The following is a 24,294-nucleotide window of genomic DNA, read 5'->3' as shown; positions in this document are numbered from 1 at the left end:
GTCTTCGCCGTTCAGTTCAGCCGCCAGATAGCCGCATTCAGCAGCGTCGCGAAGGCGACCCAGGCGGCGTAGGGGACGAGCAGCCCGGCGCTGAGCCGGTCGAAGCGCCAGCTCAGGGCGATCGTCACGAGGATCATCACCAGCATCGCCGCCGAGACCAGGATGGCGGGGCCGACCGCGTGCGCGGCGAAGAAGACCGGCGTCCAGGCGGCGTTCAACGCGAGCTGGATGAAGAAGGCACCGAGCGCCAGCCACCAGCCCCGCCGCATGGGCCCGCTCGCCGGCATCGCCCCGAGGAGCCGCCAGGCGGAGAGCGCGATCATCGCGTAGAGGATGGTCCAGGCCACCGGGAAGGCCCAGTTCGGCGGGTTGAAGCTCGGCTTGGTCAGGCCCGCGTACCAGCCCTCGATGTTCGGGCCGGTGGCGAGCGATCCGATGGTCGCGGTCGCGACGACCGGCAGGATCGCGGCGGCCAGGCGCGGCAGCATCGGCAGCGACGGTCTTTCGGAAACGTGCAGGGCGGAGGGCATGGCGGTCTTCGATGATGTCGGGAACAGCCCCGGAACTTGCGCCGCGGCCGCTCTTCTGCAAGGGCGACCTCCCGCGTTTCGAGGATGATCCCATGCGCCAGTCCGACGCGCCGAAGGACGAGGCCGCGCCCGACGCCTCCGGTCCCGCCTTCACCAAGCGAAGTCTCGCCGCGCAGGCGCTCGGCCGGATCGACCCGGTCACCAAGGGCGTGGTGGCTCCGCTCCACGTCGCCACCACCTTCCTGCGCGATTCGGACAACGGCTACAGCTCCGGCTTTTCCTACGCGCGGCCCGACAACGCGACCGTGCGCGAGGCGGAGGCCGTCGTCGCGATGCTGGAGGAGGCCCCGGCCGCCCTCCTGTTCGGCTCAGGCATGGCCGCCGCCACGGCGGTCTTCTCGGCGCTGGAGCCCGGCGATCACGTGATCGCGCCCAGGGTCATGTACTGGGGCCTGCGCCGCTGGCTGCAGGCGGAGGCGCCGCGCCGGAGCCTCGACCTCGACTTCGTCGCCATGGACGACCTCGACGCCCTGCGCGCGGCCCTGCGCCCGGGCAAGACCCGGCTCGTCTGGATCGAGACCCCCGGCAACCCGCTCTGGACGGTGACGGACATCGCCGCCGCGGCGCGGCTCGCCCATGCGGCCGGCGCCCGCCTCGCCGTCGACTCCACCGCCGCCTCGCCGGTGCACACCCGGCCGCTGACGCTCGGAGCCGACATCGTGATGCATTCGGCGACCAAGATCCTGAACGGGCATTCCGACGTCGTCGCCGGTGTCCTCGCGACGGCCAAGACGGACGGGTTCTGGGAGCGCATCGCCGCGATCCGTTCGGGGAGCGGCGCCATCCTCGGGCCGTTCGAGGCCTATCTGCTGACGCGCTCGCTGCGCAGCCTGCACCTGCGGGCGGAGCGGCAATCGGCGAACGCGGCCGCGCTGGCGCGGCGCCTTCACGATCATCCCCATGTCGCGGCCGTGCTCTATCCCGGCCTGCCCGACGATCCCGGCCATGCGGTGGCGGCTGGCCAGATGGAGGGCGGCTTCGGCTTCATGCTCTCGATCCGGGTCGCGGGCGGCGAGGAAGCCGCGATCGCGACCGCCGCCCGGGTGCGGCTCTGGAAGCGGGCGACCTCGCTCGGCGGCGTCGAGAGCCTGATCGAGCACCGCGCCTCGGTTGAGGGCCCGGACACGCCGTGTCCGCCCGACCTCCTGCGGCTCTCGGCCGGCATCGAGGAGGTTGACGACCTGTTCGCGGATCTCGACGCGGCTTTGCGCGCGGCGCACTGAGACGTCCCGACGCCGGAACGCGCCCTCGCGCGTTGTGGGCCTGCCGCCCTCGTTCAGGACCTCGCCATGCTCCCCTACAGCCTCATCCTCGCCGGTGCTGCCGCCCTTGCCCTGACGCCGCCGGCCCAGGCCCAGGCCGGGCCGCCCGAACTCGACATCCAGGCCACCTGCCGTTCGGCCGGGTCGAGCGGCGTCAGCACCGAGGTCCAGAGCCGGGACGGTTGCCTGCGCTCGGAGCGTGAGGCGCGCGACGAGGTCAAGCGGCGCTGGGGCGAGTTCAGCACCGAGGCCAAGACCCAATGCGCCAAGCAATCCGAGCTCGGCGGCTCGCCGGGCTACGTCGAGTTTGTCACCTGCCTCGAACTCGCGAGCGGCAGCGGCCCGGTGCGCGCGACCCCCAACCAGCGCACCAACCCGATCGAGGTCCTGCGCAAGCCCGAGGGGCAGTAGGGTGACCAAGGAAGAGCCTCGTGCGGCGGCTTTTCCTCGGTCTATGGCGCCGTGCCGCGTGCATCCGGAGGTGCGACGCGGCGCGGCTCCCTGCCTTCGCCCCGGCTTATTTCGCCAAGGCCTTGCGCAGGAACGAGGTCGCCTGGTCCATGGCCGCGCGGGTGGTGGGGTTGTCGGTGAGCGCGTTCAGCATGACGAAGTCGTGGATGGTGCTGTTGTAGCGCGTGGCCGTCACCGGCACGCCGGCTTGGGTGAGCTTGCGGGCATAGGCCTCGCCCTCGTCGCGCAGCACGTCGTTCTCGGCCGTGATGACGAGAGCCGGCGGCAGGTCCTTGAGCTGATCCACGGAGGCGTTCAGCGGCGAGACGTGGACGGCCTTGCGCGCCTTGGCATCCGGCAGGTAGGCGTCCCAGAACCAGGCCATGGCGGGCTTGGTCAGCCAGGGGCCGTTGGCGAAGGTCTTGTACGAGCCGTTGTCCATGGCCGCGTCGGTCACCGGGTAGAACAGCAGCTGCGCGGTGATCTTCGGCCCTTTGCGCTCCTTGGCGAGCAGGCTGACCACGGCCGTCATGTTGCCGCCGACGCTGTCGCCCGCGATCGCCAGGCGCGAGGCGTCGACGCCGAACTCAGGCCCGTGCTCGGCCACGTACTTCGTCACGGCGTAGTCCTGCTCGATCGCCACCGGATAGCGGTGCTCGGGCGAGCGATCGTAGTCGACGAAGACGACGACGGCGTTGGCGCCGACCGCCAGTTCGCGGATGAGAAGGTCGTGGGTGGTGTCGCCCATGACCCAGCCCGCGCCGTGGAAGTACACGATCACCGGCAGCACGCCCTGGAGGCCCGCAGGCCGCAGGATCCGGATCTTCGTGGCGCCGGTCGGACCGACCGGCAGGGACTTGTCCTCGACCGTCACCTTAGGTGCGGCGACCGGGCCCGACTGGACGCCGTGGAGGACGTTCCGCGCGCCCTGCGGCGTCAGCGTGTAGATCGGCTTCATGCCGGCGAGCCCGTCGAGGAACTTCTGCGTGGTCGGCTCGAGGACGGGGTTGGCCTGGGCCGCGCCGGCGGCGAGGAGGGCAGTGGCGATGAGGGTGGAGCGAAGGAGGGACATCAGCGGCTCTCTCGGATTTATAACGGAAGCGATAATATCGCAAACGATACTTAAGTGTGGAAGATGGGGCTTCCTCTGCCATTCGCTCCCGACGGAGGTTGAATGGAGCGGCGCGCTATTACATCGATAAAGATATTATCGTAAGCGATCTATACGGGGCGAAGCGGGGCTCGTGCCTCGGTCAATCGCCTGCGATGGTGTGAAGCCGTGGGACGTCGCTACGATCAGCGAGCGTGTCCGCCCGACGTCTGACCGTACTGGGGAACGGCGAAGTTGGTCTGCTCGGCATTGCCTTCCTTGGCCGAGCTGACCTGTCTGCGGACGCCGATCGAACCGGTGGTGAGGTCGTCGTCGGAGGCGAGCCGCACAGGTGCTGCCGCGCCGGAGAAGATGGGGGTCTGATCGATGGCGGAGTCGCTGTTGGCGAGAGCGGGAACCGCGGCCGCCGAGAGGCTGAGCAGAGCGGCGGTGACCGTGGAGCGGAGGTGGGACATCGGAGAACCTTCCTTTATAATCACAAAAGATAAAATCGTATGCGACCTATATGGACCGAAGCGGACGTGGGGCTCGGCCATCTCGCGTACGATGGCGGGGTGCGAGAACTGATCAGTAGGCGTGTCCGCCCGAGGTCTGACCATGTTGGGGAACGACGAAGTTGGTCTGCTCGGCGTTGCCTTCCTTGGCCGAACTGGCCCGGCTGCGGACCGAAATCGAGCCGGTGGTCAGGACTTCCGAGACAGCCCGGGCCGGAGAGGCGCTGGTGCCGACGACCGGCGTCCGGTCGATAGCGGAATCGCTGTTGGTGGCGAGGGCGGGCGCCGCGGCGGCGGAGAGGCCGAGGAGGGCGGCGGCGATCGTGGAGCAGAGGTGGACATCAGAGCACCTTTATACCGCAAGCGATCATGTCGCTTGCGATCTAAATGGCCCGAGTGAGGGGCCACGTCAAGCCTTGCGATCAGATCGTGTGCGATATAGTTTCCGGATCGTGTGACAGCCGAGGCTCCGACAATGGCCGCTTCCCCCGCGCGCAACGCCGAACCTCACCTAGACGAGTTCCTCTGCTTCGCCGTCTACACCGCGAACCTGTCGTTCAATCGCGTCTACGAGCCCCTGCTCCAGGCGCTGGACCTCACCTATCTGCAGTACCTCGTGCTCGTGGCGCTCTGGGCCGAGGACAACCAGATCGTGGGCAGCCTGGGCGAGAAGCTCCACCTGAAGTCCAACACGCTGACCCCGCTGCTCAAGCGGCTCGAAGCGGCCGGGCACGTCGAGCGCCGGCGTGACCCCGACGACGAGCGCCAGGTGCGCATTCGTCTGACGGCACAGGGCAGGACGCTTCAGGAGCGGGCGCGGCAGATCCCGAGCGGCGTCCTCAAGGCCTCGGGCATGACGCCCGAGGACCTGCGCGGCCTGCAGGGCGAGATCACCCGGCTGCGCGACCGGCTCCTCGCCTCCGGCGGCTGAGCACGCGACCGGAGAGGCCGAGCCTCTTCCGTGATCGGTAGACGCCTCGCTGGCCTGTCCTCGACGGATGGGAAGGCCGGCATCGAACGCGGAACGGACAGAGGGCCGACCAGGATCGCTCCTCGTCGGCCCCCTGTCCGTCCCCGCTGACGATCGCGCCGCTGAGGCGGACCGCCGTCCTCTACTGCGTGGAGCCGGCCCCGGCCTCGTCCGCCACCCAGAGGGGCTCGGAACCGCGCGCCGTGCGGGTGCGGGTACCGGTCTCGGGGAGGGGCGTCCCGCCGCGGATTTCGGCGAGTTCGGCGAGCTCGCGGGCCTGGGCGGTGTCGTCCTGCGTCAGGAACAGCCCGGCCGCCCGCGCCTTGCGGCCGAGACGGGCGCTGCTGGTGAGCACGCTCTGGGCCGGGCTCGTCAGGAGCGCGAGGGCGACGGGCGCCAGCCAGAGGCCGAGCCAGAGATCGCCGGCATAGACGAGGAGCCCGACAAGCGCGGCGCCCACCACCAGGGCGTCGGCCTGGAGCCGGCAGGCTTCCGCCCACGGAACCCGACGGTCGTCGCGGACCTGGGAGTCCCAGCGCACCACGCGGCCGAGGAAGGTCGAGGCGACGGCGCCCGCCGCGAACAGGGTCATCACCGGCCAGAGCAGCACCCAGATCGCCTGTTCGAGCGCGGCGCTGACGAGGAGCGAGCGGGTGCCGCCGAAGGCGGCGCGACGCTCGGCCGAGGCGAGGACGTGCCCGAGGCTGAGGAGCTTCGGCAGGGCCATCACCGCGACGACGAGGGCTGCGAGCACGTGGGCTGCGGGGCCGGTTCCGGTCAGGCCGTAGGCGAGGAGCCCGAGGTCGCCGGTGAGCGCGGCCTGGGTGCCGGCTGCGGCAAGGAAGAGGACCCAGAGCGGGCAGGCGAGGTACGAAAGGATGCCGACGACCAGGTGCCAGCGGCTTGCCGGCCGAAGGCCCGGCATCGGGACGACGCGCAAGTGCTGCATGTTGCCCTGGCACCAGCGGCGCTCGCGGCCGAGCAGATCGACGAGGTTCGTCGGCATCTCCTCCCAGGTTCCGCCCATCTCCGGCAGCAGGCGAACCTCCCAGCCGGCCCGCCGCAGGAGCGCGCCCTCGACGATGTCGTGGCAGAGGATCTCGCCGCCGAGCGGCGCGCGCCCGGGCAGGACGGGCAGCTCGGCGTTCCGGGCGAAGGCGTCGACCCGCACGATGGCGTTGTGGCCCCAGTAGCTGCCGTCCGGTCCCTGCCAGGTCTCCAGGCAGCGGATGGCGAGCGGCGCGTAGAGGCGCACCGCGAACTGCTGCATGCGGGCGAACAGGGTGTCGCGGCCGGTGGCGTAGCTCACGGTCTGGATCAGCCCGACGCGGGGGCTCTCCTCCATCAGCCTGACGAGGCGGCGCATGGCGGCGCCCGTCATCAGGCTGTCGGCGTCGAGCACGATCATGAAATCGTACTCGTGGCCGTAGGTGGCGCAGAACTCGGCGATGTTGCCGGCCTTGCGGCCGATGTTGCGCTCGCGCCGCCGGTAGCGGAACCGCGGCAGGCCGGGGCCGCCAGCCTCGCGCCAGGCCTGGATGCGGGCGAATTCGTGCTCCTCCACCGCGGCGATGGCGCCGTCGCGGGTGTCGGAGAGGACGAAGATCTCGATGTCGTCGCCGTGCCCGCCCTCGCGCTGAAGCGAGCGGGCCATGACGCGCAGGGCCGCGAAGACCGCGACGGCGTCCTCGGCATGGATCGCGACGACGGCCGCCGTCCGGCTCAGGCCCGAGGCCTTGGCCGGCACGGTCTCGGAGCGGCGCTCCAGGGCCGATTTCGCGCGGTCGCCGAGGCCGGCGGCGATCAGGCCGTAGAGGTACTGCCAGGCCACGAAGGATTGCCAGGCCATGACGAGGCCGAACAGGACGAGCACCGTCCAGGCCAGCCAGCCCTCGGGCTCGCCGTAGGCGGCCAGCGCCAGGCCCGTGATGGCCGCGGCGGTCGCGAGCGAAGGGACCGCGAGCAGGAGGCGGCGCGCGAGGAGGGCCGGCTCCGGTTCGGGCGCGCCGCGTCCCGGGGCCGCCTCGGGCGTAAAGCGCTCCGCGAGACCCGGATCCGGCATAACCTCGGCGGCCGAGGCGTCGTGCGACAACCGTGTGATGGACATGCTGGCCGTGGAACTCGAAAGGAGGGAGGACGCAGGAGCATCGCGCCCGCCGGTGCCCCGACGAGCGACGTGCCGCAGCCTGGGCGGCCGAACCGGGCGGATCGCTCCCACCCGCGGCACGGCTGCCGGCACGCTCATTAACCTAGGTCGGTCGACCTGAATGTCGCCAGAACGACCCTGACGGGCACAATTCAGCGGCCGAACGCATCTTTTCAGGGCAGTCCGCCCGGGGCGGGTATGCGAGAACGCGCGGCGGACGCGCCTCGAGGCTCAAGGAGACGACATGGGACATCGGGCGGGGGATGGAACCGGTCAGGCGCGGCGGTCGGTCTCGCGCCGGGATGTGCTGGGAACGGCGCTCGGCGCTGCCGGTGCGATGCTTGTCCCGGCGCAGGCCGGCCAGGGGACGGGCCCGATGACTTACGAGGGGGTGATCGCGCAGGCGCAGCGCCTGGCGGACGCGCCCTATACGCCGCGCCCCGACGACCTGCCCGCTCCGCTTCGCGCCCTCACCTATGACGGCTATCGGGCCATCGCCTTCCGGCCCGAGGCCGCTCCGCGCCTCGGCCGCTTCTTCTCCGCGCAGATGTTTCACCGCGGCTTCCTGCACGGGAAGCGGGTCGCGCTGTTCCTGCAGCCGAAATCCGGTCCGCCCCAGCCGATCGCCTATCGCCCTGGGCTGTTCGACCTCGGCGGCGCTCTCGCGGGGCAGGACTTTTCCCCCGAGCTCGGCTTCGCGGGCTTTCGCCTGCACTACGCCTTCGACCGGGGGAGGCCCGAGGCGCAGGAGGAGTTTCTCGTCTTCCTTGGCGCCTCCTATTTCCGGCTGCGCGGGCGGGGCCAGGAATACGGGCTCTCGGCCCGGGGGGCCGCGATCGGCACCGGGCTGCCCCAGCCTGAGGAATTCCCCGACTTCACCGCCTTCTGGATCTGCGAGCCGGATTCGGAGGGGGGCGCCGTCACGATCTTCGCGCTTCTCGATTCGCCGAGCCTGGCGGGCGCCTACCGCTTCGTGGTCGAGCCCGGCGATCCCTCGCGGCTCTCCGTGGCGGCGACGCTCCACCCGCGGAAGACTATCGAACGCCTCGGGCTCGCGCCGCTCACCAGCATGTTCCTGCACGGGCAGAACGGGCCGGGCGCCCGGGGCGCCCAGGCCCTCGACGACTTCCGGCCGCAGGTCCACGATTCCGACGGGCTCGTCGTCGCCAAGCCCGGCGACCGATTGTGGCGCCCCCTCCTCAACGGCCGGGCGGTCGCCCAGGTCTCGAGCTTCGAGGTCGATCCGCTCGAAGGCTTCGGGCTCCTGCAGCGCGAGCGCGATTTCGCCGCCTATCTCGACGTGGAGGCCCGGCAGGAGGCGAGGCCCGGGCTGTGGGTGGCCCCCGGCCGCGGCTTCGGGGCGGGCGCGGTCCAGCTCTACGAGATCCCCTCGCGGGAGGAATATGCCGACAACATCGTGGCGGCCTTCGTAGCCCGGGCGCCGTTGAGGGCAGGGTCTCCGCTCGCCCTCGGCTACACCCTGACCACGGTCGGGCGCGAACCGGACGCGAGCCTGCCGGGGCACCTTGCCCGCGTGGTCTCGACCCGGATCGGCTCGCCCGACACCCTGCGCCCGGTGAGCCCGCCGATCCCCGGGCGGCGGCTCTTCGTGGTCGATTTCGAGGGCCCGGCCCTGCCGGCCGACGGCGCCGGCCTCGCACCTGAGGTGTCCGCCAGCGCCGGCACCCTGGTCGATCCCGTCCTCGAACGGGTCCGCCAGACCGGCGGCTGGCGCCTCTACGTCGAGTGGCGCCCGCCCGTCGCGATGCCGCCCGGCGACGTCATCCTGCGCGCCCAGCTGATGCGGGAGGGCCGGGCGGTGAGCGAAACCTGGGACGCGGCGGCGTGAGGCGGCAACCTCCCCGGACGGTGGGGAACGTTTTGTCGCTCTTGCGATTCCCCGACCGGCATGGACAAGGAGCCCGGCCCGCGGTGGGAGCGATTCCTCGCCCCGCCGGCCGGAGGGGACGGACCATCATGCGAGCGATCTTCGTGGGCGGGCTGCTGGCTCTCGCGTCGGCGCTGCCGCTCGGCGCGCAGGAACCAACCCCGGTGCCGGAGCCCGACCGCCGATCGGGTGCCCCCCCTGCCGCGAAGCCCCTTCCGGCCGAGCTCGTGCCGATGCTGCGCTCGGACCTCGTCTTCAACGGCATCACCCGCTCGCGGGACGGGCGCCTGTTCTCGCCGTTCCAGCGCCAGGAGCAGGGAAAGGGGATCGCGCTCGGCGAATGGGTCAACGGCAAGCCCGTCGCCTATCCCGACGCGGCCTGGAACGCCTGGAAGCCGGGCGACGACGCGGCCAAGGCCTTCGTCGGCCTCAATGCCATCCGGATCGGCCCCGACGGCGACCTATGGGCCGTGGACAAGGGCGCTCCTGGCCTCGGCGAAGCGCCGCTGCCGGGCGGGCCGAAGCTCGTCCGGATCGATCTCGCCACGAACAAGGTTCGCCGGGTCTATCCCCTCGACGTCGCGACGGGGCCGAAGAGCTTCGTCGACGATTTCCGCTTCAACGGGCGGCGCGTCTACCTGACCGATGCGGGCGAGCCGGGCCTGATCGTGCTCGACCTCGACAACGGCCATCTCTGGCGGGTCCTCGACCGGCACCCCTCGATGACGGCCCAGCGGCCGCTCACCGGCGAGAGCCGCCAGCTCGCCGATCCGAAGGGCGCGCCGATCTACATCCACGCCGATCAGATCGAGGTCTCGCCGGATGGCGGGACCCTGTACTACCAGCCCTGCACAGGCCCGCTCTACCGTATTCCGGCACGGCTCCTCCACGATCCGAAGGTCACGGAGCTGGAGCGTGCCAAGAACGTCGTCCTTCACGCACCGATCGGTTCGACGGGCGGCACCGCGATCGATGCCGACGGCAACATCTACGCGAGCGACACCGACGCCCTCGCCATCCTGAAGATCGCGCCCGACGGGACCAAGACGACCCTGATCCAAGACAGCCGGCTCGTCTGGGGCGACGCCATGTGGATCGACGAGGAGGGCGGCCTCTGGATCCCGGCGGCCCAGATGAACCGGACCAAGGCCATGAACGGCGGCACCTCGCGCGTGGAGTTCCCGACGACGATCTACCGGATGGCGATCGGCGCCAAGCCGCTGCGGAACTGAGCCGGCTACGGACTCGTTTTCCCGCGTGGGCCATCTTCGAGGGACGGCAACGGCCTCCTGGTCCGATGTCTCAGCGCGCGAGCCGTCCCTGCGCGGCTTCCGCCACCATCTCGGCCGCGTCCTCCGGCAGGAGCAGGCGCTCGGCGACGAGCCGTTCGGCCGCTTCCCGCACCGCCGCCACGTAGTCACCCGGGGTGGGATAGCGTGCCTCAAGGGAGCGGCGCGGGTCGCCGCTGGCCCGGCGCTCGGCCTCCGTCGCGGGGAAGGCGAGGACGCCGCCCTGCTGCTCGCAGAGCGTAGCCGAGGCCAGGCCCCGCGTCGGGTTCCAGGCGGTGTAGGTGGCCCGCGGCGCCGCGATCAGCGGCAGCCGGATGCCGGCCAGCGCGTTGCCGTCCGGATCGGGTCGGGGCAGCAGCAGGGGATAGCTGCCGCGCACGCTGGGCAGCGGCGCGCCCGGCTCGATCCATCGGGCACGGTTGGCGAGGCCCGCAAAGGGCAGGCCGGGGATCGGCGGGTACAATCCCTCCGGCTCGGCGAGCGTGCCGTCGCTACGCATGGGGTAGCGGCTCGCCGGCGGCTCGACGCCCTCCCGAAGCCAGGCCTCCAGTGCGACGAGCAGCGCCCGGACGGAAGCGGCGATCCGGACCGGGCTGAGCGGCAGGGCGCAGTTCGGGTCCGCCCGGGTGCGGGCGTCGCGCGATGCGTAATGCGGTGCCCCGGTCACCATGTAGGCCCGGACCTCCGGGGGCAGGTCGAGGTGGCGGCCGGTCGTGTCGGTCGTGAGAAGGCCGCCGAGCGACCCCCAGAGCTCGTACTCGCTCTCGACCTGCATGACGCGTGGGCAGGTCCCGGTCTCCCGGCAGCGCAGGAACAGGCCGTCGCGCCGGCCGCTCACCGCGTCGTCGGTGACGGCGTAGGTGAAGGGGAACTGATCGACCGGGTAGAGCCGGTCCCGGTGTGGGCCGGGCGCGCGGCCGGCTTGCGCAAAGCGCGCATTGGTGAAGCTCCGGCGGCTGCCGGCGATCACCGGCATGAGGGCGTCGAAGACGGGGCGCCCGGCCGCATCCGCGTTGAAGCCGAGATGGAGGAAGTCCCGCAGCACCCGGCCCGATTGCGAGATGCCGAAGCCGATGACGTGTTCGATGCCCGTGCGCCCGCCCGTCGCCAGCGGGTTGCTGGGGCCGGTCTCGGAACGCAGGAAGAGCGCGACGTCGCGGATCGCCGCGAAGCCGAGGCCGGCGACGGTGGGATCGCGGGCCGTGTAGGTGAACTCGTAGAGCGCGCTGCCGTCGAAGCCCGCGGCCGGCCGCGTGATCGCGATGCGCCGGGAATCGAGGAAGCAGAACCGCATGTCGGGCGGGTTGAGACGCTCGTCTTCCGCCCTGGCCCGGACCGTTAGCCGTGCCTTCGCGGGATCGAGGTCGGCCGCCGGCCATGACAGCCCGGCCTCGACAGGATCCGCGGCATCGCCGAACACCCATTCCTCCCGGGAGGGTCCGGTGATGCCTGCCAGGACGGGAAGCTTGATGCCCAGGCTTCCCGGCGCCACGTCGCCCTGCCAGCCGATCCAGGCCAGGGTGTAGCCCCGGGCGAGCAGGAGGCCGCGGCCGGCATCCTCGGCGCGTTCGAGCCGCCCCGAGGATTCGGGCGCGTCCTCGACGAGGGCGGTGACGACCTTGCGACCGCGATTGGGAATGTCGACGAGGAGGATGCCGTTCGGCTGCTCCGGCCGTAGCAGGACCACGTCGGCCACCGCCTCGACCCGGCCCTCGACGTTGCGTGGCGCGAGCGCAAGATCGGCAATGATGGCATTGCGCGGGTCGGCCGGATCGACCGCGATGGTGGCCCGGCCCGTGACGATCTCGGCCGTGCCCCGCTCACCGAAGTGTCGCCCCTCGAGGGCCGGCCGCTGGACCGAGAGCGTCTCGAACCGTGTCACCTCGGCCATCGCTGGTGCGGTCGCGAGAATGAGGAGACCGAGACAGATCCGGATCACCCTCGCCCCCGCCGGCGGCCTGCGCGAACTTGCCTCCGCGCAGACTGGCCCGCGCGGGACCCGGTGTCGAGCCTCGCGCGAGCCGTTCTTCCGCGACCCTTAGGAGAAGACGCCGTCGTTTACCGCCGTGCGACCCTCGACGCTGCCGAACTCGAGGAAGTGACGGAGCGGGTTGATGTTGGCCGCCGCCACGTCGGGGTTCTGAGCCAGGTAGGCGTCGTTGTCGAAGTTGGTCGAGGGATCGCGGCCCTCGCGCCAGCCGAAGTTCAGGTAGTGCTCCAGCGGGTTGACGCCCGCCGCCCGCACGTCGGGGTTCGCGTTGAGGTACCCGCTGGTCGAGAAGAAGGCGTTGGGATCGCGGCCCTCGCGGAAGCCGAACTGGGCGTAATGGTCGTCGGCGTCGACGCCCGCGGCGGCCACGTCCGGGTTGCGCGAGAGATAGAACAGGTCGTCGACGACGAGATTGCCGTCGCCCTGGGTGATGGTCCGCCCGGCGAACTCGAACACCTCCACGTTCTCGATGGCGTCCGTGCCGGCCGCCCCAGAGATGAAGACAGCATTGCCTAAGGAAGTAATGCCCGCGCCTCCGAAGGCGAAGTCGAAGACGGCCGTATCGGTGCCAAGCCCCCCGTCGAGGGTGTCATCTCCGGCTCCCCCGGTCAGCCGATCGTTGCCGGCATCGCCGAAGAGGACGTCCGTGCCGGCCTGCCCGAACAGGTTGTCGTTGCCGAGGTCGCCGTCGACGAGATCGTTACCCGCGCCGCCATCGACGAGATCGTCGTCGTCACCGCCGGCGACGAAGTCGTTGCCGTCCTCACCGTAGATCTTGTCCAGACCGGCCTCGCCGACGAGGAAGTCGTCGGCGAGGCCGCCGTAGAGTTCGTCATCGCCCGGATTTCCCGCTGCGTAATCGTTGCCCTCTTCACCATAGATGACGTCGTTGCCGGCTTCGCCGATGATCTGGTCGAACCCGGCCCTGCCGAAGATCGTGTCGTTGCCCGGGCCGCCTGCGATGTAGTCGAGATTGTTGCCACCGGTGATCCGGTCGTTCCCGTCCTGACCGTCGATCCGGTTGAAGCCGTTGGTGGCATTGATCGTATCGTTGCCGAGCAGGCCCAGTATGATGTCGTTGCCTCCGGACCCGTTCAGTGTGTTGTCGGCGTTGGTTCCGATGATCGTCGCCATGAGCAACCTCCTGTCGCGCGCTGATGATCAGCTACCGTCAGGTTAGTTCTCGATCTTCATCGTTCCTTCACGTACGTTAAGCATATTTCGCTTCTTGCAATGCAAAATGGCTAAGCTTACTGGCCATCTTGCTCGATGCAGCAGGAGAAAATCTTTGTAACAACGAGGCAATTGTCTGCGAAGACTGACGAAATCGTGATCGTCCGCGCAAAACTACTAAAAGTTAAGAAGGATGGATCCTCGGCGCCGAAACCAGGGCCGGCCACGATCCCCGAGCCTGGGCGCGAATCCGTGCCGGCCTGCCGAATGCGGCGCCTCGATAGCTCCACGATGCGTCTCGCTCGACCGGGGCGGCAGGCGTCCCGGCCCGAGCCGTCGCCTCAGGGCTTCTTCTCGGCCGGGGCGGCGTCGGTCCGCTCCACCTTGGCGCCTTCGCGCAGCTTCAGGATCAGGTCCTGCTGCGCCTTGCGGGTCAGGTATTGGTCGACTTGATCCTTCATCTCGGCGAAGGTCGGCACCGGCTTCGTGCGCTTCTCCTCGACGCGGATCACGTGCCAGCCGAACTGCGTCTTGATCGGGTCGGAGACCTGGCCGGCATTCAGCTTGAACGCGGCCTCGGCGAAGGGCGCGACCATGCGTTCCTTGGTGAACCAGCCGAGATCGCCGCCCTCGGTCTTCGAGCCCGGGTCCTTCGAGACTTCGGCCGCCACCTTGGCGAAATCCTCCCCGCCCTTGATGCGCGCAGCGATCTTCTTCGCCTCGGCCTCGTCCTCCACGAGGATGTGGCGGGCGTGGACCTCCTCCTCGGGCTTCATCGCCGTGACGGTCTGGTCGTAGAGGGCCTTGGCCGCCTCGGGCGTGGCCGCCTTCTTGGCCTCGCGCTCCAGGTACTCGTCGAGCAGGAGCTTGTCCTTGAAATAGGCGAGCTTGCGCCGGAAGTCCGGGTTCTCGCCGATCTTGGCGGCCTCGGCCGCCTGGGCGCCGACCCTGAGATCGATCATGTAATCGACGAGCAGCCCCTTCTTCTGCACCTCGTCGACGCCGGGCAGGGACAAAGCCGGATCGTCGCCGGCCACCGCGAGGTCGCCCGCGGTGATCGGGGCGCCGTTCACCTTTGCCACCACCGTGTCGGGCGCAGGCGTTGCTGGGGCGGTCTGGGCCAAGGCGACGCCGGGGAGCGCGAGGGCGAGGGCCAGAACGCTCGCGCGCCGGAGGGTGGAAGGCTTCGTCATCGGGCGTCCTCGGGAGCGTCACCGCACTCGGGCCTGTCTCGGCTCGTCGTCGCGCGGAGCGGGGGAAGCGGCAGTGGCCGCGGGATCGGGGCAGAGGTGGCGCGGGTCCGCCGCAAAGGCAAGCCTGGGCCAGTGGCGCGGGGCTGCCCCCAGGACCGGCCTGCGAATTCCTTCCGGATCGGAGATTGCGAGCGATCGCTTCGATCGATCGTTAAGGACTCGCGCGCAGGCTGCATCCATTCCGGGGAGGCAGTCATGCGGACGCATCTTACCATCGGCGCAGCGGCGCTCATCATCGTCGGCATCGTCACGGACGCCGAGGCGCGCGGCCGGCGCGGCCGCTCCAGCGTCGGTGTCGGTGTCGGTGTCGGAACGAGCTGGACCTCGACCCCGCGCAGCGACGCGATGGCCAAGCCGCTCTCGTCCGGCGACTTGCGCTTGCGGCGCCCCGAGCTCGAGAACAGCCTCCGGCGGGTCCTGCCGGTGACCGCCCCTTCAATCCCCGCGGCTCCCGTCGTCCGCGATGCCGGGGCCGCGAGGCCCTGGTGCGAGAGCGGCCGCATCGTCGGCTCCGGCGCGGGGTTCTGCGCGATCAACTGATCGCGTCCCGCTGACGCCTCGCGCCTCTCTCAAGCATCCGGTCCTGCAACACCGTCCCGAGCCTGGCTCGCGGGCGGTGTTCGGCTGTCGGCACGCACCCGGTCGCAGGCGTGCGGCCGAGCCGAGCGTCCCGCATCCCTTTCGGATGCGTCGCCGGATATTTACCTCTATAAGCCCGGCCCAACACGCCGCTCAGACTTATTCTATCGACCGCAGGTTCACGATGCTCGGTGCCCTCGCCAAGAAGATTTTCGGCTCGTCCAACGACCGGCGCGTCAAGGGCTACCGGCCGCGCGTGGCCGCGATCAACGCGCTTGAGCCCGAAATCGCGGCGCTCTCCGACGACCAGCTCCGCGCCCGCACCGACATGCTGAAGGCCGAGCTCGCCGCCGGCAAGAGCCTCGACGACATCCTGGTGCCCGCCTTCGCCACCGTGCGCGAGGCGGCCAAGCGCGTGCTCGGCCAGCGCCACTTCGACGTGCAGATGATCGGCGGCATGGTGCTGCACGAGGGCGGCATCGCCGAGATGAAGACCGGCGAGGGCAAGACGCTGGTGGCCACGCTCGCCGTCTACCTCAACGCGCTCGCCGGCAAGGGCGTCCACGTCGTCACCGTCAACGACTACCTCGCCTCGCGCGACGCCGAGTGGATGGGGCGGGTCTACCGCTTCCTGGGGCTCACCGTCGGCACCATCGTGCACGGGCTCGACGACGAGCAGCGCAAGGACTCCTATGCCTGCGACATCACCTACGGCACCAACAACGAGTTCGGCTTCGATTACCTGCGCGACAACATGAAGTACGAGCTGAACCAGCTCGCGCAGCGCGGGCACAATTACGCGATCGTGGACGAGGTCGACTCGATCCTGATTGACGAGGCGCGCACGCCGCTCATCATCTCAGGCCCGGTCGACGACCGCTCGGAGCTCTACGTCTCCGTCGACGCGCTGATGCCGCATCTCGAGAAGGAGCATTACGACCTCGACGAGAAGCAGCGCACGGTCTCGCTCACCGAGAGCGGCAACGAGTTCATCGAGGACCTTCTACGCGGGGCGGATCTGCTGAAGGAGGGCGACCTCTACGACGCCCACAACGTCTCCCTCGTCCACCACGTGAACCAGGCGCTGCGCGCCCACACCCTGTTCACGCTCGACAAGGACTACATCGTCAAGAACGACGAGGTCGTGATCATCGACGAGTTCACCGGCCGCATGATGCAGGGTCGGCGCTACTCGGAAGGGCTGCACCAGGCGCTCGAGGCCAAGGAGCGGGTCACGATCCAGCCCGAGAACCAGACGCTGGCCTCGATCACCTTCCAGAACTACTTCCGCCTCTATTCCAAGCTCGCGGGCATGACCGGCACCGCCTCGACCGAGGCCGACGAGTTCGCCGAGATCTACAAGCTCGAAGTGGTCGACATCCCGACCAACAAGGAGGTCGAGCGCGTCGACGAGGACGACGAGGTCTACCGGACGGTCGGCGAGAAGTACGACGGCATCATCGCCGAAATCGAGAAGGCGCATGCCCGCCACCAGCCGATCCTCGTCGGCACCGGCTCGATCGAGAAGTCGGAGCACCTGGCCGACCTCCTGCGCAAGGCCGGCTTCAAGGCGCTGGACTACTCCGACCTGAACGCGCTGACCGACGTCTACAAGGCGGCCCGCGAGGGCAAGGTGACGAAGACCTTCGCGGTCCTGAACGCCCGCTTCCACGAGCAGGAAGCCTATATCGTGGCCGAGGCCGGCGTGCCCGGCGCCATCACCATCGCCACGAACATGGCCGGCCGCGGCACCGACATCAAGCTCGGCGGCAACATCGAGATGCGCCTGGAAAAGGAGCTCGCCGGCATCCCCGAGGGCCCCGAGCGCGACGCCAGGGCGGCCGCGATCAAGGCCGAGATCGAGGAGAACCGGGCCAAGGTCCTCGCCTCCGGCGAGCCCGCCGATCCGGCCGCCGGCCGCAAGAATCCGCTGCCCGGCGGCCTCTACATCATCGGCACCGAGCGCCACGAGTCGCGCCGCATCGACAACCAGCTCCGCGGCCGCTCCGGCCGCCAGGGCGATCCCGGCCGCTCGAAGTTCTACCTGTCGCTGCAAGACGATCTGATGCGGATCTTCGGGTCCGACCGCATGGACGGCATGCTTCAACGGCTCGGGCTCGAACAGGGCGAGGCGATCATCCACCCCTGGATCAACAAGGCCATCGCCAAGGCCCAGCAGAAGGTCGAGGCGCGCAACTTCGACATGCGCAAGAACGTACTCAAATACGACAACGTCATGAACGACCAGCGCAAGGTCGTGTTCGAGCAGCGCCGCGACTTCATGGGTCAGGAGAGCGTGCGCGAGACCGTCGACGAGATGCGCCACGGCGTCATCGACGACATGGTCGCCGTCCACATGCCCGAGAACGCCTATGTCGAGAGCTGGGACGTCGAGGGCCTGCGCGAGCGGGTGACGAGCGTGCTCAACCTCGACGCGCCGGTGGAGGATTGGGCCAAGGAAGAGGGCATCGCCGACGAGGAGATGCGCGAGCGCCTGCGCAAGGCCGCCGACGAGGCCTATGCGGCGCGCGTCGAGAAGAACACGCCCGAGCTGATGACCTATGTCGAGAAGCAGGTCCTGCTCCAGAGCCTCGATCATCTCTGGCGCGAGCACCTCGTCACCCTCGACCACCTGCGCCAGGTGATCGGCTGGCGCGGCTTCGCCCAGCGCGACCCGCTCAACGAGTACAAGTCGGAGGCCTTCGAGCTCTTCAACGGCCTCGTCGCAAACCTGCGCGAGCAGGTGACCCAGCAGCTCTCGCGCATCGAGATCATGTACCAGCAGCCGGAAGGCGAGGGTGAGAACCCCTACACCTCCGCCCCCGCCCTGCCGCCGATGTTCGCCCAGCACCTCGATCCGGTCACGGGCGAGAACGAGATGGAATATGCCGATCGCGGCACGGGCAGCGTCGGCGGCGCCGGGCCGGCGCTCGGCTACGCCGCGCAGGGCCTGTCGGCGGATTCCGCGGTGCTGGAGCGCGATCCCGAGAACGAGGGTACCTGGGGCCGGGTCGGCCGCAACGAGCCCTGCCCCTGCGGCTCGGGCAAGAAGTACAAGCATTGCCACGGCCGCCTCTCGGCGTGAGGGACGGCATGGCTCCCGGAGGGATCGTCTTCGGCATCGAGGCGAATCTGAGCGCGGAAGAGTTCCGCCGCGTCCTGATCGCGTCTGGCCTCGCCGTGCGGCGGCCGGCCGACGACCTGGAGCGGCTCGACCGCATGCTGCGGGCGGCCGACCTCGTCATCACGGCGCGGACCTACACGCCGGAGCGCCAGCTCGTCGGCGTCGCCCGCACGCTGACCGACTTCGCCTATTGCGCCTACCTCGCCGACCTCGCCGTCGACCGCCGCCTCCACGGCCACGGCATCGGCCGCGGCCTCATCGAGGAGACCCGTACGGCGATCGGCCCGGCGAGCCTGCTCCTCACCGCCGCCCCGGATGCCGTCTCCTTCTACGAGCATATCGCGATGCCGCGGGTGACCGACGCGTTCCGCTACGCGCCGCGGGGGTGAGCGCCCGATGACTTGGGCAGAGGCCGGCACGCTCCTGACCCGGGAGGTGGCCGGGGCGAACTCGTATTGGTTGCAGCGGTGAAGCGCCGAACCGCCTGCTTCTGCGCCTTACCCTGCAACTCCTTCCGGCCGTCGCCCCTCGCAGGACTCGCCTCTCATCATCAGGAACCATGCCGGCAGCGAGATTGGTCGTCGTGAGCCACCTCGGGCGAGCGCACGCCGTGCTGCGGAACGATCGATCACGACTGGCGAAATTGCTCTGCAATCATGAGACGGAAAGGCGCTGTTAAGGGAAATAACCGATCTCAAGAAGGATTGTCCACAACCGGATTTCTCCAGTCATGCGTCTCAGCATCAAGGCAATTCTCGTCGGCGTACTTCTTGCGCTCTGCATGGCCATTGCGGGTCAGGGCGTGCTCGCCGTGACGAGGCTGCAGGCGATCAATGCAAACGCGATCGACGTCGCCGGCAACTGGCTGCCCAGCGTGCGGTGGCTTGGGGACATCAAGTATCGCGTCACGCGCCTGCGCCTGGTCGATGCACGCTACGTCACTGGCCTGGAGCCGGCGCCCGAACTGGACAAGACGAGCGCCGGCCGTCTCCAGGATCTCGCGAACGGGATGGCCCAATATGAGCCGCTGATCGCCAGCCCCGAGGAGAAAGCCCTGTGGGACGGCTTCAAGGAGAAGTGGGCCGCCTACATGGCCGTCCGCGCGAAGCTGGCTTCCCCGGCGGCAGCCGGCGACAAGCTTGGCGCGGCTCAGGCGTTCGACGCCTCCCGTCCCATCTTCAATGCCGCCCTCGATCTCATTGAGCAGGACACGGCCCTGAATCTGCGAGGGAGTGACAAGGCCGTCGCCGATGCCGCGAAGACGTACAGAAGTTCCTTGTAGCTGACCGGATTGCTCTGTGCCTAAGCGCTTCTCGGCGGAGTGGCGGGGATCATCTTCGTGCTCCTCGGCGTCACCCGCCCCATCGATAGGCTCGTCACGGTCATGAGGCGCCTGGCGGGCGGCGATGCGGCCACACAGGTCCCCTATGGCGACCGGAACAACGAAGTCGGTGCGATCGCGGCGACCGTTCAGGTGTTCAAGGACAATCTCATCAGGAGCCGCGCGCTGGAAGAAGAGACGGCCCTGGCCCGGGCGAGCGCCGAGGTGCAGCGCAAGACGGCGATGCGGGAGATGGCAGATCGCTTCGAGCAGAGCGTCGGCGGCATCGTCGGCGTGGTCTCCTCATCGGCCACGGAGTTGCAGGCGACCGCGAAGCTCATGACGGATACGGCCGCGGAGGCGAGCAGCCAATCGACCAACGTCGCCATCGCCGCCGAAGAGGCCGGTTCGAACGTCAGCACCGTCGCGGCCGCGGCCGAGGAGCTCGGCTCCTCGGTTCAGGAGATCGGCCGGCAGGTGGACGGCTCCGCACAACTCGCGGCCGCAGCCGTGACGCAGGCCGCCGAGACGGCCGCCCTCGTGCAGGCCCTGAGCCGGAGTGCCGCCAAGGTCGGCGAGGTGGTCGGCCTGATCTCCAGCATCGCCTCGCAGACCAACCTGCTGGCGCTCAACGCGACCATTGAGGCGGCGCGCGCCGGCGAGGCGGGGCGGGGCTTCGCTGTCGTGGCCACGGAGGTGAAGGAAGTCGCGAACCAGACGGCCCGCGCCACCGAGGAGATTTCGCGTCAGATCGGCGACATCCAGGGCGCCACCGATCATGCGGTGGCGGCGATCGAGGGCATCACGACCCGCGTGCAGGAGATGAGCACCGCGGCTACGACGATTGCGGCTGCCGTCGAGGAGCAGGGTGCGGCAACCCAGGAGATTGCGCGGAACGTGGCCCAGGCCGCGACGGGAACCAGCCAGGTAACCATGAACATCTCGGGGGTGGCGAATGCCGCGGCGAGCACGGGCGCCGCGGCGGGCCAGGTTCTGTCCGCGGCCTCCGAACTGTCGCGGCAGGCCGAGCGTCTGGGCTCGCAAGTCACGGGGTTTCTCGCCACGGTCCGCACCGCGTGAGGGAAGGGCAACCGGGTTCGGCCCCCGAACCCTGCAGGGATTGTCGCGCGGCGGCGGGCGGGATAGGCGGGTCGGCCTCGGCTTGAGGACCTGCCGATGATCGGGATTGCGACCATGAAGCCCGTCCTCGCGCGGGCCGCGCGACGGCTGGCGCTGCGTGCGGTGCCGATCCTGTCCTGCCTGCAGGGGGCCGTCGCCGCCGAGCCCCCGCGCGTGGGCGACGCCGTGCTGGAGCCCGTCGCCGCGACGGCGCTGCCCGGCTTCCCCGGACCCGACCCGGCCGCCGCCCTCGACGCGTTCCGACGGGTCTGCGCCGCGCCGCCGGTCGCGATCCCGATCACGGCCGCCGGCTCCGCGGAGGACCTCGCCGCCGCCTGCGCCCGGGCGAGGGACCTCGCGCCCGAGGCGGCCGGCGCCTTCTTCCGCGAGGCCTTCGATGCCTACCGGATCGTCCGCCCGGCGACCGGCACCGAGCCGCTGCGCCGAGCCGGTTTCCTGACGGGCTATTTCGAGCCGGAGCTTGCGGGCTCCCTCGAACCGGGACCCGGCTTCACGGCCGCGGTTCTCGCCCGTCCCGACGACCTCGTCCCGCTCGAGCCCGGCGAGACCCGGCCCGGGCTTGACCCGGGCCTGCGCGCCGCCCGCAAGGTCGGGGAGGCGCTCGAGCCCTATCCGGACCGTGCCGCCATCGAGGACGGCGCCCTGGGCGAGCGGGCGCGTCCTCTCCTCTACCTGCGCGACGCCGTCGACCTCTTCGTGCTCCAGGTCCAGGGCTCGGGCCGGGTGCGCCTGCCCGATGGCCGCAGCCTGCGCGTGCTCTACGACGGCCGCAACGGCCGCCCCTATACCTCGATCGGCAAGCTCATCGTCACCGAGGGGCACCTGCCGCTGGAAGGTCTGACGCTGGCCCGCTGGACGGGCTGGCTGCGGGAGAACCCGGCCGACGCGCGCCGGCTGATGCGGAAGAACGCCTCCTACATCTTCTTCCGGCTCGCCGAGATCGCGGATCCGGGGCTCGGGCCTCCCGGTGCCGCCGGGGTTCCGCTGACGCCCGGCCGCAGCCTCGCGGTCGACGCCAACCTCTGGCGCTACGGCCTGCCCTTCTGGCTGGAGGGGGCGCTGCCTGGCGAGACCGGGCCGGGGCGTCTGGTCGTGGCCGCCGACACGGGTTCGGCCATCGTCGGCCCGGCCCGGGGCGACCTCTATCTCGGCACGGGCGCGGCCGCCGGTGTCGTCGCGGGCAATCTGCGGGACGCGGTCGGCTTCGTGGTGCTGCTGCCCAAGCCCCCCGGCGGAGCCCGATGAGGCCGCCCCGCCGTTCGCGCGGCCTCTCGGGCGAGGATGCGCGCCTCTGGAGCGCCGTCGCGCAGCTCATCACGCCCCTGCGCGGACGGGCCTCGCCGCAACCTGAGGCCGAGCTGGAGCCGCCGGCCGCGAAGACCGTCCCGTCCTCCTCACCTGCGCTGCCTGCGCCAAAACCGCCGCGCAGGCGCGTCACGGTCAAGCCAAGCCCGCCGCCGACGCCCGTCGTCGCGCCGCCTCCGCCGTCCCCCGGCCTCGAACGGCGCGTCCGCATCGCCCTGCGCCGCGGCGCCCTCCGGGTCGATGCCCGGCTCGATCTGCACGGCATGTACCAGGCCGAGGCGCACGGCGCGCTGACCCACTTCCTGATGCGCTGCCGCGCGGCCGGGCACACCCACGTCCTCGTCGTGACCGGCAAGGGCGGGGCGGGCGCCGACGATCCCTTCTCCGAGCGCGGCGTCCTGCGCCGCTCCGTCCCGCACTGGCTGCGCGCGCCCGAGCTCCGGTCCGTGGTGCTCGGCTTCGAGGAGGCCGCCCGCCATCACGGCGGGGCCGGTGCCCTCTACGTGCGCCTGCGCCGGCGCTGATTCAGGCGTAGTGCAGGGTCAGGAGCGCGGCGAGGCCCAAGATCCCCAGCGGCATCTGCAGGGGGCGCAGGCGCGCGAAGAAAAGCGGCGCCTCGCCCCGGGCGGCCGCGATCGGGTCGAGCACGGCGATGGCGGCGAAGCCGAGGATGAGAAGGACGAGGGCGGGCACGGTGTACCCGAACGCCTGGGCGAGGAGGGCGAGGAAGCCGAGCCCGAACAGTGCGAGCACGGTGGCGATCTGCGCCAGGGTCTCGCCGCCCTCGGTGCGGAAGCTCAAGCCCCGGCGCACCCCCGAGAGGAACAGCAGGATCGCCGAGGCCCAGAGCAGCGTCACCTGCTGGATCGTCCCGCCGGTCTCGCCCCGCCACCACCAGACCCCTGCCGCTCCTGCCAGGAGCGGAAGCATCGGCCCGTAGCCGAACAGCACCGCCAACCAGGGCACGCCGGGGCGTTCGGTGACGGTGATCCTGCGTCCGTCCTGCTGCATCCTGATCACGGTTCCCTGTGCCGGTTTCCGGGCAAACCGGCGGGCATAGGCTGGGTTCCTGGCGCGGTTCAGCGACGGCGTGACGCCCCGGATGCGAGGGCGGGCTCCCCGGGCGTTCAGGACGCGCCGGCCCGCTCCTTCACGACGAAGGCGATTCGCTCCCTGATCGAGGGACTGGCGTCGTCGGCGAGCATGCGGATGACGGCGTCGACGTTGGCGAGGCGCGCCCGGTGCGCGACGAGACCGTCGGCCGCCGCGCGTCTCACGGCGATGGCACGGTCGGCCGCTCCGAGGGCGACGAGTTCCTCCAGCGGGCAGGAGCGGGCGATGTCCCGGCCGCCGAGGACCGCGACGCGGCGGCTGAGCCCGTAGCGCTTGTCGATCCATTGGCGCTCGAAGCCCATCGGCCAGGTCGCCCGCCCGGCGATTAGCATCCGCAGGGCGTCAGCCCTCACCACCGGGAGCGCGGCCCGCCTCGCGAGATCGGGCAGGTGAGGGTCCAGCGCCGGCTGACGAGCGGCGGCCTGAAGCAGGCGGCCCATCGGGCCGGTGGTCGCGCGGCCGATGATCTCCACGAGATGGGACGTGACGTCTGCCCGGGCGAAGATGGCATCAAGCGCAGCCGTATGATTCGCCCAGCGCTGCCAGTGCCGGGACCGCCGCAGCAGGAAGACGCAGGCCCTCGCCGCGATGCGAGGATCGGTCTGCGAAAAGACCCGCCAAGCACAGGCCTGGGCGGCCTCGCGCACCGGCGGAGCCCAGTCGTTGAGCCTGTAGGCGATGGCGACGAAGGCGAAGGCGTTCCTCGCTCCGCCGCGGAACCGGTCGAGGGCGGCCTGCCGAAAGTGCCCGTCAGCGTGGAACAGGAACAGGTATTCGAGACCTGGCAGCCCCGCGAGGACGTCCCCGTGGGATCGACCTCTTGGCTGGTAGGCCGGAACCCTGGTCCAGAACAGGCCGGCGGCGTCGCGGATCTCGCGTCCCACCCTGATCACGTTGCCGGGCGCGACGGCGTCGAGACCCGCCATTGCCCTGGCCAGGAGCCACGGCGACACCCAGCCCCGGTCGAGATCCGCACCGATCCGCTCGATCACGGACCGGAGATCTTCGGGGAGAACGGCGTTCGACGCAGGGCCGGACATGAGGGCAGCGTAAGCCCGGCATCAATCCTGGTCACGGCCCAGAGCAGCCCTCGGGA

21 protein-coding genes are annotated in these 24,294 nt (G+C 70.2%); 12 read left to right on the top strand and 9 right to left on the bottom strand.

The genetic code is table 11. From position 1 onward, the window contains the following. Positions 1–11: 11 nt before the first annotated feature. Positions 12–530, bottom strand: coding sequence for a TspO/MBR family protein (locus MFF55_RS05110; protein WP_238243001.1), 519 nt, complete (start codon positions 528–530; stop codon positions 12–14). A gap of 92 nt (positions 531–622) precedes the next feature. Between MFF55_RS05110 and MFF55_RS05105 the strand changes: the two genes are divergently transcribed. Continuing rightward, positions 623–1,813: a trans-sulfuration enzyme family protein gene (locus MFF55_RS05105; RefSeq protein ID WP_238243000.1), complete on the top strand. Its 1,191-nt coding sequence runs from the start codon at positions 623–625 to the stop codon at positions 1,811–1,813. Positions 1,814–1,879: 66 nt separating this feature from the next. Continuing rightward, positions 1,880–2,263 carry a hypothetical protein gene (locus MFF55_RS05100; RefSeq protein ID WP_238242999.1) on the top strand — a complete coding sequence of 128 codons (384 nt, stop codon included), beginning with the start codon at positions 1,880–1,882 and terminating at the stop codon, positions 2,261–2,263. A 106-nt stretch (positions 2,264–2,369) separates the two neighbouring features. On the opposite strand, the gene MFF55_RS05095 is transcribed toward MFF55_RS05100, so the two are convergent. Both MFF55_RS05095 and MFF55_RS05090 read right to left on the bottom strand, forming a co-directional pair. Then, positions 2,370–3,374: an alpha/beta hydrolase gene (locus MFF55_RS05095; RefSeq protein ID WP_238242998.1), complete on the bottom strand. Its 1,005-nt coding sequence runs from the start codon at positions 3,372–3,374 to the stop codon at positions 2,370–2,372. A 224-nt stretch (positions 3,375–3,598) separates the two neighbouring features. Continuing rightward, positions 3,599–3,868: a hypothetical protein gene (locus MFF55_RS05090; RefSeq protein ID WP_238242997.1), complete on the bottom strand. Its 270-nt coding sequence runs from the start codon at positions 3,866–3,868 to the stop codon at positions 3,599–3,601. A 514-nt stretch (positions 3,869–4,382) separates the two neighbouring features. Between MFF55_RS05090 and MFF55_RS05085 the strand changes: the two genes are divergently transcribed. Continuing rightward, on the top strand, positions 4,383–4,838 hold the full coding sequence (locus MFF55_RS05085; protein ID WP_238242996.1) for a MarR family winged helix-turn-helix transcriptional regulator: 456 nt from the start codon (positions 4,383–4,385) through the stop codon (positions 4,836–4,838). Between the two features lie 181 nt (positions 4,839–5,019). On the opposite strand, the gene mdoH is transcribed toward MFF55_RS05085, so the two are convergent. Continuing rightward, a complete protein-coding gene (mdoH, locus tag MFF55_RS05080; protein ID WP_238243127.1) occupies positions 5,020–6,939 on the bottom strand; it encodes a glucans biosynthesis glucosyltransferase MdoH in 1,920 nt (639 codons plus the stop codon). Between the two features lie 460 nt (positions 6,940–7,399). Here mdoH and MFF55_RS05075 point away from each other — a divergent pair, with 460 nt between their 5' ends. Continuing rightward, a complete protein-coding gene (locus MFF55_RS05075) occupies positions 7,400–8,872 on the top strand; it encodes an OpgD/OpgG family glucan biosynthesis protein (protein WP_238243126.1) in 1,473 nt (490 codons plus the stop codon). A 128-nt stretch (positions 8,873–9,000) separates the two neighbouring features. Then, positions 9,001–10,143 (top strand): L-dopachrome tautomerase-related protein, encoded by a 1,143-nt coding sequence (locus tag MFF55_RS05070; protein ID WP_238242995.1) that lies wholly within the window; start codon positions 9,001–9,003, stop codon positions 10,141–10,143. Between the two features lie 70 nt (positions 10,144–10,213). Here the strand turns inward: MFF55_RS05070 and MFF55_RS05065 are convergent, their stop codons facing one another. From MFF55_RS05065 to MFF55_RS05055, 3 genes are all read right to left on the bottom strand, one after another. Beyond that, positions 10,214–12,091 carry an alpha/beta hydrolase domain-containing protein gene (locus MFF55_RS05065; RefSeq protein WP_238242994.1) on the bottom strand — a complete coding sequence of 626 codons (1,878 nt, stop codon included), beginning with the start codon at positions 12,089–12,091 and terminating at the stop codon, positions 10,214–10,216. 147 nt (positions 12,092–12,238) lie between these two features. After that, positions 12,239–13,324 (bottom strand): calcium-binding protein, encoded by a 1,086-nt coding sequence (locus tag MFF55_RS05060; RefSeq protein ID WP_238242993.1) that lies wholly within the window; start codon positions 13,322–13,324, stop codon positions 12,239–12,241. 380 nt (positions 13,325–13,704) lie between these two features. Continuing rightward, positions 13,705–14,556, bottom strand: a complete 852-nt coding sequence (locus tag MFF55_RS05055) for a peptidylprolyl isomerase (RefSeq protein WP_238242992.1) — start codon at positions 14,554–14,556, stop codon at positions 13,705–13,707. Positions 14,557–14,811: 255 nt separating this feature from the next. On the opposite strand from MFF55_RS05055, the gene MFF55_RS05050 reads away from it, so the two are divergent. From MFF55_RS05050 to MFF55_RS05025, 7 genes are all read left to right on the top strand, one after another. Continuing rightward, positions 14,812–15,156, top strand: coding sequence for a hypothetical protein (locus MFF55_RS05050; protein WP_238242991.1), 345 nt, complete (start codon positions 14,812–14,814; stop codon positions 15,154–15,156). A gap of 223 nt (positions 15,157–15,379) precedes the next feature. Further along, entirely contained in the window at positions 15,380–18,280 is a 2,901-nt protein-coding gene (secA, locus tag MFF55_RS05045; RefSeq protein ID WP_238242990.1) for a preprotein translocase subunit SecA, read from the top strand. 8 nt (positions 18,281–18,288) lie between these two features. Next, complete coding sequence (locus MFF55_RS05040; RefSeq protein ID WP_238242989.1) at positions 18,289–18,708, top strand: GNAT family N-acetyltransferase; 420 nt, start codon at positions 18,289–18,291, stop codon at positions 18,706–18,708. 341 nt (positions 18,709–19,049) lie between these two features. Further along, the gene (locus MFF55_RS26955; protein WP_306421382.1) at positions 19,050–19,601 is read left to right on the top strand and encodes an MCP four helix bundle domain-containing protein; all 552 of its coding nucleotides are present in this window, start codon (positions 19,050–19,052) and stop codon (positions 19,599–19,601) included. Between the two features lie 57 nt (positions 19,602–19,658). Continuing rightward, positions 19,659–20,720, top strand: a complete 1,062-nt coding sequence (locus MFF55_RS26950) for a methyl-accepting chemotaxis protein (RefSeq protein WP_306421381.1) — start codon at positions 19,659–19,661, stop codon at positions 20,718–20,720. 96 nt (positions 20,721–20,816) lie between these two features. Continuing rightward, positions 20,817–22,025: a murein transglycosylase A gene (mltA, locus tag MFF55_RS05030; RefSeq protein WP_238242988.1), complete on the top strand. Its 1,209-nt coding sequence runs from the start codon at positions 20,817–20,819 to the stop codon at positions 22,023–22,025. Continuing rightward, positions 22,022–22,609: a Smr/MutS family protein gene (locus MFF55_RS05025; protein ID WP_238242987.1), complete on the top strand. Its 588-nt coding sequence runs from the start codon at positions 22,022–22,024 to the stop codon at positions 22,607–22,609. Before mltA ends, MFF55_RS05025 begins: the two co-directional genes overlap by 4 nt. Before the next feature lies 1 nt (position 22,610). Here MFF55_RS05025 and MFF55_RS05020 read toward each other — a convergent pair whose 3' ends face one another. Both MFF55_RS05020 and MFF55_RS05015 read right to left on the bottom strand, forming a co-directional pair. Then, positions 22,611–23,096 (bottom strand): DUF3429 domain-containing protein, encoded by a 486-nt coding sequence (locus tag MFF55_RS05020; protein ID WP_238242986.1) that lies wholly within the window; start codon positions 23,094–23,096, stop codon positions 22,611–22,613. A gap of 116 nt (positions 23,097–23,212) precedes the next feature. Then, positions 23,213–24,238 carry a hypothetical protein gene (locus tag MFF55_RS05015; RefSeq protein ID WP_238242985.1) on the bottom strand — a complete coding sequence of 342 codons (1,026 nt, stop codon included), beginning with the start codon at positions 24,236–24,238 and terminating at the stop codon, positions 23,213–23,215. Positions 24,239–24,294 lie beyond the last annotated feature (56 nt).

The organism is Methylobacterium iners (assembly GCF_022179305.1).
Classification (GTDB): Bacteria; Pseudomonadota; Alphaproteobacteria; order Rhizobiales; family Beijerinckiaceae; genus Methylobacterium; species Methylobacterium iners.
The sequence above is the reverse complement of the archived record's forward strand: the minus strand, read 5'-3'. Positions and strand labels throughout refer to the sequence as shown.